The 14,636-nt window shown below is 72.0% G+C and carries 13 protein-coding genes and 1 pseudogene; 3 read left to right on the top strand and 11 right to left on the bottom strand.

Annotation, left to right across the window (positions count from 1 at the left end; all coding sequences use genetic code 11):
• Positions 1-58: 58 nt before the first annotated feature.
• The 11 genes and pseudogenes from htpX to ABZ659_RS35030 form a co-directional block, all read right to left on the bottom strand.
• A complete protein-coding gene (gene htpX / locus ABZ659_RS35080; protein WP_360228806.1) occupies positions 59-919 on the bottom strand; it encodes a zinc metalloprotease HtpX in 861 nt (286 codons plus the stop codon).
• 194 nt (positions 920-1,113) lie between these two features.
• Positions 1,114-2,661: an NADH-quinone oxidoreductase subunit N gene (locus tag ABZ659_RS35075; protein WP_360228803.1), complete on the bottom strand. Its 1,548-nt coding sequence runs from the start codon at positions 2,659-2,661 to the stop codon at positions 1,114-1,116.
• On the bottom strand, positions 2,658-4,232 hold the full coding sequence (locus ABZ659_RS35070; RefSeq protein WP_360228800.1) for an NADH-quinone oxidoreductase subunit M: 1,575 nt from the start codon (positions 4,230-4,232) through the stop codon (positions 2,658-2,660). Before ABZ659_RS35070 ends, ABZ659_RS35075 begins: the two co-directional genes overlap by 4 nt.
• A 6-nt stretch (positions 4,233-4,238) precedes the next feature.
• A complete protein-coding gene (locus ABZ659_RS35065) occupies positions 4,239-6,233 on the bottom strand; it encodes an NADH-quinone oxidoreductase subunit L (RefSeq protein ID WP_360228797.1) in 1,995 nt (664 codons plus the stop codon).
• The gene (gene nuoK, locus ABZ659_RS35060; RefSeq protein ID WP_360228794.1) at positions 6,230-6,628 is read right to left on the bottom strand and encodes an NADH-quinone oxidoreductase subunit NuoK; all 399 of its coding nucleotides are present in this window, start codon (positions 6,626-6,628) and stop codon (positions 6,230-6,232) included. The genes ABZ659_RS35065 and nuoK overlap by 4 nt, the downstream gene beginning before the upstream one ends.
• Positions 6,628-7,305, bottom strand: a complete 678-nt coding sequence (locus ABZ659_RS35055; RefSeq protein WP_360228791.1) for an NADH-quinone oxidoreductase subunit J — start codon at positions 7,303-7,305, stop codon at positions 6,628-6,630. Before ABZ659_RS35055 ends, nuoK begins: the two co-directional genes overlap by 1 nt.
• 575 nt (positions 7,306-7,880) lie before the next feature.
• Positions 7,881-8,399, bottom strand: a pseudogene (locus tag ABZ659_RS35050) (NADH-quinone oxidoreductase subunit I); the annotation flags it as partial.
• Entirely contained in the window at positions 8,399-9,367 is a 969-nt protein-coding gene (locus tag ABZ659_RS35045) for a complex I subunit 1 family protein (RefSeq protein ID WP_360228788.1), read from the bottom strand. The pseudogene ABZ659_RS35050 and the gene ABZ659_RS35045, both read right to left, overlap by 1 nt.
• Entirely contained in the window at positions 9,364-10,422 is a 1,059-nt protein-coding gene (locus ABZ659_RS35040) for an NADH-quinone oxidoreductase subunit C (RefSeq protein WP_360228785.1), read from the bottom strand. The genes ABZ659_RS35045 and ABZ659_RS35040 overlap by 4 nt, the downstream gene beginning before the upstream one ends.
• Entirely contained in the window at positions 10,419-11,012 is a 594-nt protein-coding gene (locus tag ABZ659_RS35035) for an NADH-quinone oxidoreductase subunit B family protein (RefSeq protein ID WP_360228782.1), read from the bottom strand. Before ABZ659_RS35035 ends, ABZ659_RS35040 begins: the two co-directional genes overlap by 4 nt.
• The gene (locus ABZ659_RS35030) at positions 11,003-11,398 is read right to left on the bottom strand and encodes an NADH-quinone oxidoreductase subunit A (RefSeq protein WP_360228779.1); all 396 of its coding nucleotides are present in this window, start codon (positions 11,396-11,398) and stop codon (positions 11,003-11,005) included. Before ABZ659_RS35030 ends, ABZ659_RS35035 begins: the two co-directional genes overlap by 10 nt.
• Before the next feature lie 213 nt (positions 11,399-11,611).
• Here ABZ659_RS35030 and ABZ659_RS35025 point away from each other — a divergent pair, with 213 nt between their 5' ends.
• The 3 genes from ABZ659_RS35025 to ABZ659_RS35015 form a co-directional block, all read left to right on the top strand.
• Positions 11,612-12,817: a sensor domain-containing protein gene (locus ABZ659_RS35025; protein WP_360228776.1), complete on the top strand. Its 1,206-nt coding sequence runs from the start codon at positions 11,612-11,614 to the stop codon at positions 12,815-12,817.
• 174 nt (positions 12,818-12,991) lie between these two features.
• On the top strand, positions 12,992-14,329 hold the full coding sequence (locus ABZ659_RS35020) for a sensor domain-containing protein (RefSeq protein WP_360228812.1): 1,338 nt from the start codon (positions 12,992-12,994) through the stop codon (positions 14,327-14,329).
• Positions 14,330-14,484: 155 nt separating this feature from the next.
• Positions 14,485-14,636: helix-turn-helix domain-containing protein (locus ABZ659_RS35015; RefSeq protein ID WP_360228809.1), on the top strand; the 152-nt coding region annotated here is incomplete at its 3' end.

Here is a 14,636-nt window from a genome sequence, read left to right as displayed (position 1 = left end):
CGCGTGGTGAAGGACGAGGACGGCCTTCACCACGCGTCAGCGCGAGGTTGGAAAGAGCTCAAGGACGACCTGCCATCTGCTCGAGGCGGGAGATGCGTTCCGCCATGGGCGGGTGGGTGGAGAAGATCTTGGACAGCCCCTGGCCGGGCCGGAAGGGGTTGGCGATCATCATGTGGCTGGCGGTCTCGATACGGGGCTCCGGGGGCAGCGGCAGCTGCTTGGTTCCCGCCTCCAGCTTGCGCAGGGCACTGGCCAGGGCGAGGGGGTCGCCGGTGAGCTGGGCGCCGGAGGCGTCGGCCTCGTACTCCCGGGAGCGGCTGATGGCCAGTTGGATGAGGGTGGCGGCGAGCGGACCCAGGATCATGATCAGCAAGATGCCGAGCAGGCCGGGACCGTCATCGTCGTTGGAGCGGCCGATCGGGATCAGCCAGGCGAAGTTGACCAGGAACATGATCACGGAGGCGAGGGCGCCCGCGACCGACGAGATGAGGATGTCGCGGTTGTAGACGTGGCTCAGCTCGTGCCCGATCACGCCGCGCAGTTCGCGCTCGTCGAGGATGCGCAGGATGCCGTCCGTGCAGCACACGGCCGCGTTGCGCGGGTTGCGGCCGGTCGCGAAGGCGTTGGGCGCCTCCGTCGGGGAGATGTACAGGCGGGGCATCGGCTGGCGGGCCTGCGTGGAGAGGTCGCGGACCATGCGGTACAGCGCGGGCGCCTCGAACTCGCTGACCGGGCGGGCACGCATCGCGCGGAGCGCGAGTTTGTCGCTGTTCCAGTACGCGTACGCGTTCGTACCCAGGGCGATCAGGACCGCCACGACGAGCCCCATACGGCCGAAGAAACTGCCGATGACGATGATGAGTGCGGACAGTCCCCCGAGGAGTACTGCGGTCCTGAGCCCGTTGTGCCGGCGGTGCACGGTACGCCCTCCAAGTGGTGCGGCAGGGGAACCCATTGCTTGGTGATCTGCTTGCTGATCTGTGAATCCGCTGGTGTCGTGGTGTCACGTCCAGTGGACCCTCCCGTTCTGGTCAACGCCAGGCGGGGAGTACTAGTTCCCTTGTGCGCGCGGGGGCATGTGTGGGCCGTCCGGGTGACGGGCCGCCGGGCCGGTCAGAAGAGTCCGGTGTCGGCGAAGCGCAGCACCAGCTGGGGTGCTCCGGACAGCCCGACGCCGAGGACGGCGGTCAGGGCGATCGCGGCGGTGAGCGGCGCGGGGACGAGGTGCTTCTCGGGCTGTCCGTCGGGCGCGCGGAAGAGCAGCGCCGTCCACTGGAGGTAGTAGAACAGCGCGATCACGACGTTGACCGCCATGACGACGGCCAGCCAGCCCAGGCCCGCGTCAACGGCCGCGGAGAAGACGGCGACCTTGGCGAACAGGCCGATGATGCCCGGCGGCAGTCCGGCGAGGCAGAGCAGGAAGAACGCCAGGAGGAGCGCGGTCAGCGGGTTGGTGGCGTAGAGGCCCCGGTAGTCCGCGATCCGGTTGAGGGCCCTGGCGCGGCCGACGAGCGCGGCCACCGCGAAGGCGCCGAGGTTCACGGCGGCGTACATCAGGGCGTAGGCGACCGTGGAGCCGATCGACCGCTCGGCGTCGCCGGAGTACGCGGCGGCGGCGATCGGTACGAGGAGGTAGCCCGCCTGCCCGACGGAGGACCAGGCGAGCAGGCGTACCGCGCTGTACGCGCGCGTGCCCTGCTGACGGAGGGCACCGACGTTGCCGACGGTCATGGTGAGCGCGGCGAGCGCGGCGAGCGCGGGGCCCCAGACGTCGGCGTACGACGGGAGGGCGACGACGGTGACGAGGATCAGGCCGGTGAAGCCGACCGCCTTGCCGACGACGGACAGGTAGGCGGCGACCGGCAGGGGCGCTCCCACGTAGGTGTCGGGCACCCAGAAGTGGAAGGGCACGGCGGCGGTCTTGAAGGCGAAGCCGACGAGGGTGAGGACGACGCCGGTCTGGGCGAGGGTGAGCAGTTGCCCGTCGACGTCCTGGATGCGCTCGGCGATGCGGGTGAGGTGGAGGGTGCCGGTGGCCGCGTAGACGAAGCTGACGCCCATGAGGCTGACCGCGGTCGCGGTGACCGAGGACAGGAAGAACTTCAGGGCGGCCTCGGAGGACCTCTTGTCGCCGTGCCGGAGGCCGACGAGGGCGAAGGCGGGCAGGGAGGCGACCTCCAGGGCGACGATCAGGGTGGCGAGGTCGCGGGAGGCGGGCAGGAGGGCGGCTCCGGCGGCGGAGGAGAGCAGCAGGAACCAGAACTCCCCCTCGGGGAGTCCCCCGCGCGCGTCCTTCAGGGCGGTCACGGACAGCAGGGCGGCCAGGAGGGCGCCGCCGAGGACCAGGAACTGGACGACGAGGGTGAAGCGGTCCGCGGTGTAGCTGCACACGTCCGGGGCACCGGTCAGGCAGAAGGTGGAGCGGTCGCCGTCCAGCAACGGGAGCAGCATCAGCGCGGAAGCGGCGAGGCCCGCCACGGACACCCAGCCCAGCAGGGCCTTCCTCGCGTCGGCGACGAAGAGGTCGGCGACGAGCACGACGAGGGCGACAAGGGCGGCGAGGGTCGGCGGCGCGACGGCGAGCCAGTCGACGGACTGGACCACGGACTGGGCGGTCACCGCGGACTCGGCGACCGTCACGGTCGGGGCCGGAAAGCTCATCGGGTGCCTCCTGCGAGGAGCTGCTGCACGGCCGGGTCGGTCAGACCGAGCAGGGTCTTGGGCCACAGCCCGGCGACGACGGTGAGGGCGACGAGCGGCGCCCAGGCCGCGTACTCGTAGTGCTGGACGTCGGCGAGCTTCGGGGCGGCCTGCTCGACGGCGCCCATGCAGACGCGACGGACCACGATCAGCAGGTAGGCGGCGGTGAGGAGGGTGCCGAACGCGCCGATCGCCATGAAGGTGAGGAAGGCGGGGCGGCTGAGGTCGGCGGCGGGCTCGAAGGCGCCGAACAGGGCGAGCATCTCGCCCCAGAACCCGGCGAGGCCGGGCAGGCCCAGCGAGGCGACCGCGGCGAACGCGAGCAGGCCGCCGAACCGGGGCGCCCTGCCGTACAGCGCGGCGCCGGTCCGGTCGGCGAGGGTGTCGAGGTCGGTGGTGCCGGTGCGGTCCTTCAACGCGCCGACCAGGAAGAAGAGCAGGCCGGTGATGAGGCCGTGGGCGATGTTGGCGAACAGGGCGCCGTTGACGCCGGTCGGGGTCATGGTGGCGATGCCGAGCAGGACGAAGCCCATGTGGCCGACGGAGGAGTAGGCGATCAGGCGTTTGAGGTCGCCCTTCGCCCCGCGCCTGGCCAGGGCCAGGCAGGCCAGGGACCCGTAGATGATGCCGACGACGGCGAAGGCGGCGAGGTACGGCGCGAAGGTCCGGAACCCGTCCGGCGCCACCGGGAGGAGGATACGGACGAAACCGTACGTTCCCATCTTCAGCAGGACGCCCGCCAGCAGGACCGAGCCGACGGTCGGGGCGGCGGTGTGGGCGTCGGGCAGCCAGCTGTGCAGCGGCCACATCGGCGTCTTCACCGCGAGCCCGATACCGATCGCCAGAACCGCTGTGACCTGCACGGATGTACTCAGCGACCGGCCGTTGTCAGTGGCGAGTGCCATCATGTCGAACGTGCCCGCTTCGAGTCCGATCAGGAGCAGGCCGAGCAGCATGACGACGGAGCCGAGCAGCGTGTAGAGGATGAACTTCCAGGCGGCCTCGGCCCGGCCCTCGCCGCCCCAGCGGGCGATGAGGAAGTACATCGGGATCAGGACCATCTCGAAGGCGAGGAAGAACAGCAGCAGGTCGAGGACGGCGAAGGTGGCGAGGGTGCCGGACTCCAGGACGAGCAGCAGCGGTACGAACGCCTTCGGGGACGGGCCTGCGGGCGGCTTGAAGTAGGAGTAGAGCGCGCAGAGGAAGGTCAGCAGCGCGGTCAGGACCAGGAGGGGGAGGGAGATGCCGTCGATGCCGAGGTGGATCCGCACGTCGAGTGCGGGGATCCAGCTGATGTCCGTCGTGGCCTGCATCTTCGACGGCTGGTCGTGGTCGAAGCCGAGCACGAGGGCGATCGCCGCGATGAGGACGGTCCCGGTGACGGTCACACCGTGCCGCAGCACGGCCTGCTCGGGTGACTTCCCCTTCAGTCCGGGTGGTGCGGGCAGCAGAGCGGCGGCGGCGCCGAGGAGCGGGCCGACCACGACGAACGCCAGGAGGAACTGCATCACGGACTCGCTGATATCGATCACGCCTGCTCACGCTCCCGTGGCGACGAGGACGACGGCGACCGCGAGGACGACGGTGCCGGCGAGCAGCGCGCTCACATAGGTCTGCACATTGCCGGTCTGGGCCCGGCGTACGCCCGCGCCCAGCAGGCGGGGCAGGGCGCCCGCGCCTCGTACGTAGGTGTCGACGACCTCACGGTCCAGGAACCGGACCAGAGTCGCCGCGCCCCGCACCGGGCGGACGAACAGCGCCGCGTAGACGGCGTCCAGGTGGAAGCCGACGGCCGCGTGGCGGTGCAGCGGGCCGAGCAGCAGCCGTCCGGGGTCGGCCGGGTCGGGGGCGGAGGCCACGTCGCCGTAGGCGGGCGCGTGGCTCGCGATGGCCTCGGACTCCACGAGTCCGGCGTCGCCCTCAGGATGTGCGGCGACCGCGCCGAGCGGGGTTCGGGCCGCGAGCGCGGTGGTGTGCCGCCAGGCCGCGTAGGTGACGATGCCGCCGACCAGGGCGACACCGGTGCCGAGCACGGAGGTGGTGAGGGTCGGTGCCAGGTCGTCACCGTCGAACCAGTCGGGCAGCACGCGGAAGGCGAGCCCGCCGAGGGCGAGGGACGGCACGGCGAGCACCCACAGCACCGCGGTCATGGTGAGCGGCTGCCTGCCGTGGTCCGGGGCCTCGGTGCCGTGGCCACGGAAGGCGAGCAGCCACAGCCGGGTGGCGTACGCGGCGGTGAGCAGCGCGGTGAGCAGTCCGGCGACGAGGACGATCCAGCCCGCGGCGCCGGGGGCGTGCTCGGTGTGGCCGGTGGAGACGTGTTCGGCGGCGCCGAGGACGGACTCCTTGGAGAAGAAGCCGCTGAACGGCGGGATCGCGGCGAGCGCGAGCAGCGCCACGGTCATCGTCCAGTAGGCGTCGGGCACGCGGTCGCGCAGGCCCCGCATCCGGGACATGGCGGCGAGCGAGTTGGTGCCCGCCGCGTGGATGATCACGCCTGCCGCGAGGAACAGCAGCGCCTTGAAGGCGCCGTGGGTGAGGAGGTGGAAGACGGCGGCCGACCGGTCGCCGACGGCGAGGGCGCCGCTCATGTAGCCGAGCTGGCCGATCGTCGAGTAGGCGAGGACGCGCTTGATGTCGTCCTGGGCGAGGGCGGCGAGCGCCGAACCGGTCATCGTGACGGCGGCCATGACGGCGAGGACGACCATCGCGGCCGTGGATGCCTCGAACAGCGGAAGGAGGCGGGCGACGAAGTAGACACCGGCGGCGACCATCGTCGCGGCGTGGATCAGCGCGGAGACGGGCGTGGGGCCCGCCATCGCGTCGGGGAGCCAGGTGTGCAGCGGGAACTGCGCCGACTTGCCCGCCACGCCCGCGAGGAGCAGCAGGGCGATCAGTGTCGGGTGGTCGAGTCCGCCGTTCGCGACGGTGCTGAGGACGCGCGTGACGCGGAACGACCCGGCGTCGGTGGCGAGCGCGAACAGGCCGATCAGGAAGGGGACGTCACCGAGCTTGGTCACCAGGAACGCCTTGAGGGAGGCGGCGCGGGCCTCCGGGGTCTCCCAGTAGTGGCCGACGAGGAAGTAGGAGCAGATGCCCATGACTTCCCAGCCGACCAGCAGGACCATCAGGTCGCCCGAGTAGACGACCAGCAGCATCGCGGAGGTGAACAGGGAGACGAGAGCGGCGTACGAGGGGTAGCGCGGGTCGTCGCGCAGGTAGCCCGTCGAGTAGATCTGCACACAGGTGGCGACCAGGCCGACGAGTACGGCGACGAGGGCGGCGAAGCCGTCGACGTGCAGGGCGAGTTCGACCGGGACCGAGCCGGTGGGTGTCAGCTCGGTGGCGGCGTCGACGGCCCGGTCACCGCCCTGGCGTACGGCGACCACCACGGCGAGGACGAACGCCGTGACGGTCGGCAGGACGGCGAGGGGGCGGACGAAGCCGGGAGCGGTGCGGCCGAGGAGCAGTCCGGCCGCGGCGCCGAGGAAGGGAAGGAGGGGAACGAGAACGGCGAGGGTGGTCGTGGTCACGCGGTGGCCTCAGCCTTCTCGGCCCGCGCGGGCTGCCCGGCCGCGCCGGTGTCGCTGTCGGGGCCGTCGGTCCCGCGGCCCTCGGCGGTGTCGCGGAGCTTGTCGATGTCCGAGGTGCCGCGGTTGCGGTACACGGCGAGGACGATCGCCAGGCCGATGCCGATCTCGGCGGCGGCGATGGCGATGGTGAACAGGGTCAGTGCCTGGCCGGAGTGCAGGGTCTCCTCGGCTGTCCTGCTGAGCCAGACGTCGAAGGCGACGAGGTTCAGGTTGACGGCGTTGAGCATCAGCTCGACCGACATCAGGACCAGGATCGCGTTGCGGCGCGCGAGGACTCCGTACAGGCCCGTGCAGAACAGGAGGGCGGAGAGCACGGCGGGATAGGCGAGGTGCATCAGCGGGCGCCTTCCTGCTCGTCGGCCGCGGAACTGGCGTCGGCGGTGGCACCGGCGTCGACCGCGGGGCTGGCGTCGGCCGCGGGGCTGGCGTCGGCCTTCGCCTTGCGGGACAGGACGATCGCGCCTACCAGGGCGGCCAGGAGGAGGACGGAGAGGGCCTCGAAGGGGAGGACCCAGTTCTGGAAGAGGCTCGCGCCGGTGGCCTCGGTGGAACCGGCGGCCGGACCGTCCAGGTCGATCCAGGTCGTGCGGAAGGCGTCGACGACGACCCAGACGAGGGCGGCGGCCGCGGCGACGGCCACGGTGAGGGCGGCCCAGCGGTTGCCGGAGTCGGCGTCCGGGGACCGGCCGATGGGGGCCTTGGTGAGCATCAGACCGAACAGGAGGAGGACGACCACGGAACCGACGTAGATGAGGACCTGGACCCAGGCGATGAACTCGGCGGTGAGGAGGAGGTACTCGACGGCGAGACCGCCGAGGGCCACCACCAGCCAGAGGGCGGCGTGCACCAGTTGCCGCGTGGTGACGGTCACGACCGCGGCGCCGAAGGTGGCCAGGCCGACGAGGAGGAAGGCGATCTCGACGCCGGTCGGGGAGAGGAAGCCGTGGGACTCGGCGGCGGCCACGGCCGTGGCGTCTGCGGCCAGGTGGCCCGCGGTGACGGCGAGGGTCATTCCCGGCCCTCCTGGCGTGGCTGGTCGGTCTGCTGCCGGGAGTCGCCCGCGGGACGGGTGGGCCCTTCGGCGGCGCGGGACTGCTCGTCGGCGTGGGCGGAGTCCGCGCCCGAGCCGGTACCGCCGCCGCTGCCCGAGCTGGTACCGCCACCCGTGCCGGTACCGCCGCCAGTGTCGGTGCCGATGCTGGTGTCGGTGCCGGTGCTGGTGCCCGTGCCGGCACCTCCGCCCGAGCCGGTACCGGTGCCGGTACCGGTACCGGTGCCGGTACCGCCGCCCGTGCCCGAGCCCGTACCGCCGCCCGTGCCCGTGCCGGTACCTCCGCCGGTGCCCGTGCCGGTACCTCCGCCGGTGCCCGTGCCGGTACCTCCGCCGGTGCCAGTGTCGGTGCCGGTACCGCCGCCGGTGTCGGTGTCGCCGCCCGTGCCGGTGCCGGTGCCGGTCCCGGTGCCGCCGCCGATGCCAGCGTCGGAGCCGGTGTTGACGCTCCCCGGGGCCTCCCGGGCCTCCCGGGCCTCCGGGACCTCCGGGACCTCCCGGGCCTCCGGGGACTCCGGAGCCTCCGCATTCAGCTGGGCCGCCAGTTTCTCCGCGGTCTTGCGGGCGGCGGCGAGTTCCTTCGGCTCCTCCGCGGCCGGGTCGAGGGCGGGCGGGGCGGGGACCGTCCACATCCACTCGCGGAGCTTGTCCCGCTCGTGGGTGAGGTCGCGGATGTCGGTCTCGGCGTACTCGAACTCGGGTGACCAGAACAGCGCGTCGAAGGGACAGACCTCGATGCAGATGCCGCAGTACATGCACAGGGAGAAGTCGATGGCGAAACGGTCGAGGACGTTGCGGCTGCGCTCGCGGCCACCGGGGGCCGCCGCCGGGACCGTCTCCTTGTGGGAGTCGATGTAGATGCACCAGTCGGGGCACTCGCGGGCGCAGAGCATACAGACCGTGCAGTTCTCCTCGAACAGGCCGATCACCCCGCGGGTGCGGGGCGGGAGGTCGGGCTGGGCGTCCGGGTACTGCTCGGTGACCGACTTCCTGGTCATCGTGCGGAGGGTGACGGCCAGGCCCTTGGCGAGGCCGGAGCCAGGGATGGGGGCCATTAGGAGATCACCACCTTGACGACGCCGGTGAGGGCGATCTGAACGAGGGAGAGGGGGACGAGGAGGGTCCAGGAGAGTCTCTGGAGCTGGTCCTCGCGCAGCCGCGGGTAGGTGACGCGCAGCCAGATGACGACGAAGGCGAGGACGGCCGTCTTGAGCAGCGTCCAGACCCAGCCCAGGCCGTCGGCGCCCCAGGGACCGTGCCAGCCGCCCAGGAACAGGACGGTCGTCAGTCCGCAGAGGACGACGATCCCGGCGTACTCGGCGAGGAGGAAGAGGGCGAACCGCAGACCGGTGTACTCGGTGTACGCGCCGAAGATGATCTCCGAGTCGGCCACCGGCATGTCGAAGGGCGGGCGCTGGAGTTCGGCGAGACCGGCGACGAAGAAGACGATCGCGCCGACGATCTGCCAGGGCAGCCACCACCACTCGAAGGCGTCGAGGATGCCGGGCAGGGAGACGGTTCCCGCCGCCATGGCCACCGAGGCGGCGGTGAGCAGCATCGGCAGTTCGTAGGCGAGCAGTTGGGCGGCGGTGCGCAGACCGCCGAGGAGGGAGAACTTGTTGGCGGAGGCCCACCCGGCCATGAGGGAGCCGAGGACGCCCACGCCCATCACGGCCAAGACGAAGAAGACGCCCGCGTCGACGACCTCGCCGACGGCGCCCTCCCCCGGGCCGATCGGGATGGCGAGCAGGACCAGGAGGTACGGGAGGAGGGCCACGGCGGGGGCGAGCTGGAAGACGCGGCGGTCCGCGCCCGCCGGGACCACGTCCTCCTTCTGCGCGAACTTCACGCCGTCCGCGACGAGTTGGGCCCAGCCGTGGAAGCCACCGGCGTACATCGGGCCGAGGCGGCCCTGCATGTGGGCCATCACCTTGTGCTCGGTCTGGCCGACGAGCAGGGGGAAGGTGAGGAAGACGGCGAAGACGACCAGGAGTCGCAGGGCGACGTCCAACGCGTCGTTCACTGCGGGCCTCCTGCGGGGTCTTCGGGGTTGGTCTGGTCGTCAGGGCTGGCCTGCTCCTCGGACGGCGAGTCCTTGGAGGCCGGTTGGTCCTTGGCGGCCGGTTCGCCCTTGGCGGCCGGTTCGCCCTTGGCGGCCGGTTCGCCCTGCGGCTCCTCGTAAGCCGGGCGTGCGTGGTGCCACGGGGCGTCGGGGCTGCGGGGCGCGGTGCCCGGACCGCGGGCGGCTTCCGGGGCCGACGGCGCCGTCGGTTCCACGGGCGCCACGCCTTCGGTACCGCCCACGCCCCCCGTGCCGCCCGGCCGCTGGCTGGCCGAGCCCTGGCTCGCGCTGCGGGCGCGCCGAGGGCGCGCGGGAGGGGCGGCACCCTCCGCGGCGCCTGCCCCCGGCGCCTGCGTGGCCGACCCCTCCGCCGCGGTGCGCGTCCGTCGTACCGGGCGCTCGCCCGGGGTGCGGGCACCGCGGGCGGAGCGGGAGGGGGCTGGGGGCAGTTGGCCCTTCTGCGGGCCCCACTCGTTGGGGTCGGGGACGCCAGGCGGGAGCATCTGGCGGCGTTTGGGACCCCCGTGATCCGACTCCCCCGGTTCCTTCGCACCGGGCCACGCCTTGGCCACGCGGGCGGCGAGGACGAAGTCCTTCCGCAGGGGGTGGCCCTGGAACGTCTCCGGGAGGAGGAGGTGGTCGAGGCCGGGGTGGCCCTCGAAGGTGACGCCGAACATCTCGTGGGTCTCGCGCTCGTGCCAGGCGGCGCCCGCGTAGACGTCGACGGCGGAGGGCAGGACGGGCGCCTCGTGCGGGACGGTCGTGCGCAGCAGCAGCCGTCGTACCGGTGCGAGGGCGACGACGTGGGCCGCGACGCGGAAGCCGGTGCCGGGTTCGTCGACCGCGCTCAGCCAGTCGAAGTAGGCGCAGCCGAGCCGGTCGCGCGCCGTCCGCAGGGCGGTGAGCCAGGACGCGGGCGGTACGTCGACGGTGAGGACCTCGTAGGACTCCTCGGCCGTGGCCTCCGTACCGAAGAGTTCCCCGGCGGGGGCCGGCAGCCAGCCGACGCCGCTCATCCCCGTACCTCCGGGCCGCGCACCAGGTCGCTCTGGAGGGCCGCGGCCGAGGGACGGGCGCCGCCGTTGCCGTAGCGCTCGCCGAGGGACTCGCGGGCGATCTTCTCCTGGAGCTTGAGGATGCCCTGGAGGAGGGCCTCGGGGCGGGGCGGGCAGCCGGGAACGTAGACGTCGACGGGGATGATCTGGTCGACGCCCTTCGTCACCGAGTACGAGTCCCAGTACGGGCCGCCGCAGTTGGAGCAGGCGCCGAAGGAGATGACGTACTTGGGCTCGGGCATCTGCTCGTAGAGGCGCTTCACGGCGGGCGCCATCTTGTCGGTGACCGTGCCGGAGACGACCATCAGGTCGGCCTGGCGCGGCCCCGGCGCGAAGGGGATGACGCCGAGGCGGATGAAGTCGTGGCGGGCCATCGACGCGGCGATGAACTCGATGGCGCAGCAGGCGAGGCCGAAGTTGAAGACCCAGAGCGAGTAGCGGCGTCCCCAGTTGAGGACGACCTTCATCGGCTCGGGGGCGAGTCGGGAGAGCGCGCCCAGCCGCTTGGGCTCGGGGAGCGGCACCGGTTCGGTGGAGGGGGTCACGTCCATGCCAGGACGCCCTTCTTGTAGGCGTACAGCAGGCCCACGGCCAGGAAGCCGAGGAAGAGGAACATCTCCACGAGGGTCGTCGCGCCGTAGCCGGGGGCGGCGAAGACCGTGGCCCAGGGGAAGAGGAAGATCGAGTCGACCGCGAAGATCACGTACAGGAAGGCGTAGACGTAGTAGCGGACCTGGGTGTGGGCCCAGCCCTCGCCGACGGGGTCGACGCCGCACTCGTAGGTGAGCAGCTTCTCGGGGGTGGGGACCACCGGGCGCAGCAGCCGTCCGGCGCCGAAGGCCACGGCGACGAAGAGCACGCCGACGACGGCCAGCAGCCCGACGACCGAGTACGACTGGAAGTAGTCCGCCGCCACCGCGACGGTCGGTTCCCGCACGTCCGTCCCTCGCTCCCTGCCATGTGCCCGGTGACCTGGTGTGAGTCTAGGCCCTGTTAAAGGGACGGTAAGCAGCCCGTCGCACCTTGAGACGCACGTGAGACGCGGGTGAGATGTGCGGGGGGCCGGGCGCCGGGGGTGGGGTTATCCCCCGGTACGTCGCGGCGGCCCACCTCATGGCGTCCGGGCTCGGCAGACGGCACGCTGATCCGTATGACCGAACGCCTTCCGTCCGCGCACCGAGACCGGTACGCCGCCGACGACCGACCTCCTCCGGCCCGGTTCGCCTACGGCGCCCACACCTGGAGGGAGATCGCGCATCTCCTGGCGAACTTCCCGATGGCGCTGATCGGGTTCGTCTACACGGTGACGGTGCTGTTCACCAGCGCTTTCCTGACGCTCACCGTCATAGGCTTCCCGCTGCTCGCGGCGGGTCTGATGGGGGCTCGGCAGCTGGGCAAGCTGGAGCGGGCCAGGGCCAGGGCGCTGCTCGGGGTGCGGATCGACGAGCCGAGCCCGCTGCCGTTGCGCAGCACGCGGAACGGCGTCTTCGCGCAGCTGTGGATGGCGCTGAAGGACCCGGTGGGCTGGCGGACGGTGCTGTACGACTTCATCCGGCTGCCGTGGGGCATCGTCACCTTCACCGTGACGTTGGTCTCGCTGTTCGTGCTGTGGCCGGTGCTGCCGTTCATCGCGCGGGGGCTGACCAACGCGGACCGGGCGATGGTGCGCGGGCTGCTGTCGCCGTCCGACGAGTTGGAGCGGCGGATCGCGGAGCTGGAGTCGGACCGGGGGGTCGTCGTCGACACGGCGGCGGCCGATCTGCGCCGTATCGAGCGTGATCTGCACGACGGCGCGCAGGCCCGGCTGGTCAACCTGGCGATGGGGCTCGGTCTGGCGAAGGAGAAGTTGCTGGACGGGCAGGCCGACGAGCAGGTGGCGGCCATGGTGGAGGAGGCGCACGGCGAGGTGAAGCTGGCGCTCCAGGAGCTGCGGGACCTGGCGCGCGGCATCCACCCGGCCGTCCTGACCGACCGCGGGCTCGACGCGGCGCTGTCCTCGGTGGCCTCGCGCTGCACGGTGCCGGTGAAGATGACGGTCGACCTGGTGGCGAGGCCGGCGGAGGCCATCGAGGGCATCGCCTACTTCACCGTCTCGGAACTCCTGCAGAACGTCAGCAAGCACAGCGGGGCGAAGTCCGCCTCCGTCGACGTGTGGCGCGCGGACGACCGGCTGCTGATCCAGGTCGGTGACGACGGCCACGGCGGGGCCAGCCTCGACGGCGGTACGGGGATGCGCGGGCTGGCGGACCGGCTGGGCGCCGTCGACGGGCTGTTCGTCGTCGACTCGCCGGAGGGCGGCCCGACGATGGTCACCGCCGAACTGCCCTGGCGGGACCGGCAGGGAGTGACGGGATAGCGCCCAAGGCGCCGGGGGTAGGGAAAACCCCCCGTCCAGGAGGCCGACGGACTCCATGGTCCCGGCGCCCCCGGCCGAGCAGGCTGGAGACACCGCGCACGACGCACCGCACCGCACCCCACCGACGAGCAGGACGAGCAGGACGGGACGACAGGGATGAGCACCGTGGACACCATGGACTACCGGCACGAGTACGGGTACGGCTACCCGAGCGGGCCCGGCGACCGCCGTCACCGGCTCCCCGCCCCGCTGCGGGCGCCGTTCGAGGCCCGGCACTGGGCCGAGCTGGCGTATGTGCTGATCGGTCTGCCGATGGGCATCCTGCTGTTCACCTACGCGGTGACGATGGTGTCGCTCGGGGCGGGACTGCTGGTGACCTTCCTCGGCGTGCCGGTGCTGGCGGCGGCGCTGGCGGGGTGCCGGGGGTTCGGGTCGGTGGAGCGGGGGCTGGCGCGCGGTCTGCTCGGTCTCGAGGTGGCCGGGCCGGAGCCGCTGCGGATGCGCGGGAGCGGCGCGATGGCGTGGATGGGTGCCGTCCTGCGGAGCGGCGCCTCCTGGCGGCACCTGCTGTACGCGGTGCTGCGGCTGCCCTGGTCGGTGTTCTCCTTCTCCGTCGCGGTCACCTTCTTCAGCTGCGGCTGGACGATGCTGACGTACCCGGTGTGGTTCTGGGTCTTCCCGATGTACGGCGGCCAGGACGGGCTCCAGCTGTACGGCGACGAGACGCACGGCTTCTACCTGGACAACCCTTTCGAGATCACCGTGACGGCGGGCGTCGGACTGCTGGTCACGCTGGCCACGCCGTGGATCGTGCGGGCGCTGACGATGGTGGACCGGGTGCTGGTGCACGGGCTGCTCGGCCCGTCGCGGCTGGCCTCGCGCGTGGAGGAGCTGGAGTCGGACCGCGGGGTCGTCGTCGACACGGCGGCGGCCGATCTGCGCCGCATCGAGCGTGATCTGCACGACGGCGCGCAGGCCCGCCTGGTGAGCCTGGCGATGGACCTGGGCCTGGCGAAGGAGAAGCTGGCGGAGGACCCGCGGGCGGCGGCGCGCATGGTGGACGAGGCGCACGGCGAGGTGAAGACGGCGCTCCAGGAGCTGCGGGACCTGGCGCGCGGCATCCACCCGGCCGTGCTCACCGACCGCGGGCTCGACGCGGCGCTCTCCGCGGTGGCCTCCCGCTGCGTGGTGCCGGTGTCGGTGGACGTGGACCTCGCCGAGCGGCCCGCGCCCGCCATCGAAGGCATCGCCTACTTCACGGTCTCCGAACTCCTCCAGAACATCAGCAAGCACGCGCGGGCGACCCGGGCGACCGTGGACGTGTGGCGGTCGGAGAGCCGGCTGATGCTCCAGGTCACGGACAACGGTGTGGGCGGTGCCGACACCACCGCCGGGTCCGGGCTGGCCGGGCTCGCCGAGCGGCTGGACGCCGTGGACGGCATCCTCGTCGTCGACTCACCGGCGGGCGGTCCGACCCGGGTGACGGCGGAGCTGCCGTGGCGGCGGGCCTGAGGAAACCCGGCTGATCAGGTAGCTCTTCGGCGCGAATCCCGGCCTTCAGGCCGGGGATAGCCGATCCTCGCACCGGAGCCGGGCAGCGGCGGATTTCGCTGCGTTGTCAGTGGCGTGCACTACGTTGATCACATCAGTTGAAGGGGGGTGTTTTCATGCTGTCCGGTCGTCGCTACCTGCTCGACCTCTCGGCCGAACAAGAGGAGATGTGTGAGGAGTTCGGCAACATCTGCCGGTCGGTGTGGAACACCGGCCTTGAGCAGCGTCGGGAGTACCGGCGGCGCGGGGCGTGGATGAACTACGTGCC

This window comes from Streptomyces sp. NPDC006997 (genome assembly GCF_040635175.1).
Lineage (GTDB): Bacteria > Actinomycetota > Actinomycetes > Streptomycetales > Streptomycetaceae > Streptomyces.
This window is presented reverse-complemented; position numbering and strand designations above follow the sequence as displayed.